1 protein-coding gene is annotated in these 971 nt (G+C 73.5%); it reads left to right on the top strand.

Going from position 1 to position 971, the window contains the following annotated elements; genetic code table 11:
- Positions 1-28: 28 nt before the first annotated feature.
- Positions 29-971 (top strand): N-acetyl-gamma-glutamyl-phosphate reductase (gene argC / locus ACFOY6_RS24150; RefSeq protein WP_379652460.1); only part of this gene is annotated, 943 nt, incomplete at its 3' end.

Here is a 971-nt window from a genome sequence, read left to right as displayed (position 1 = left end):
TTTGCCCGCACCCCGGAAGGACACCAGCATGAGCATTCGCGTCGGCATCGTCGGCATCAGCGGCTTCGGCGGGGGGGAGGCGCTGCGCCTGGTCGCCGGCCACCCCGCCTTCGAGCTCGTCTACGCCGCCGGCGAGGGCAGCGCCGGCAGCCGGCTGGCGGAGCGCTTCCCCGGCGTGCCGGCCCGGCTGGCCGGGCGGGTGATCGAGAAGTGGGACCCCGCTTCCCTGCCGGAGCTCGACCTGCTGTTCGCCTCCCTGCCCACCGGCACCTCGGCCGGGGCGCTGGCGCGCGTGTCGCGCTCGGTGAAGATCGTCGATATCGGCGGCGACCACCGCTACGCCGAGGGCTGGGCCTATGGGCTAGCCGATGTCTGGCCGGAGCGGATCGGGGGCCAGAGCCGCGTCGCCAACCCCGGCTGCTTCCCCGCGGCATCGCTGACCGCGCTGGCGCCGCTGCTGGCGGAGGGGCTGGTCGAGCCGGGCAACATCGTCATCGACGCCAAGACCGGCATCTCCGGCGCCGGGCGGGGCGGCGCCGACAGCCGGCTCGGCTATGCCGAGAGCAACGAGAACCTGGTGCCCTACGGGCTGCTCCGGCACGTCCACATGCCGGAGATGGCCGGCACGATCGAGCGGCTGAGCGGCGGCAGCGCGGCCGGGCTGGTGTTCACGCCGCATCTGGTGCCGATGACCCGCGGCATCCTCGCCACCCTCTATTGCCGCGGCCGCGCCAGCACGGGCCAGTGCCTGGCGGCGGCCCGGCGCTTCTATGCCGGGCGGGCCTTCGTCCGCGTGACCGACGCGCCGCCGCAGACCAAGTGGGCCACCGGCTCGAACCTCGCCTTTGTCAGCTATGCGGCCGATCCGGAGCGGAACCTGGTGATCGCGATGGGGGTGGTGGACAATCTCGGCAAGGGCGCGGCCGGCCAGGCGGTGCAGAACGCGAACCTGATCTGCGGCCTGCCGGAAA

It is taken from the genome of Teichococcus aestuarii, from assembly GCF_042651065.1.
Taxonomy (GTDB): Bacteria; Pseudomonadota; Alphaproteobacteria; order Acetobacterales; family Acetobacteraceae; genus Pseudoroseomonas; species Pseudoroseomonas aestuarii.
This window is presented reverse-complemented; position numbering and strand designations above follow the sequence as displayed.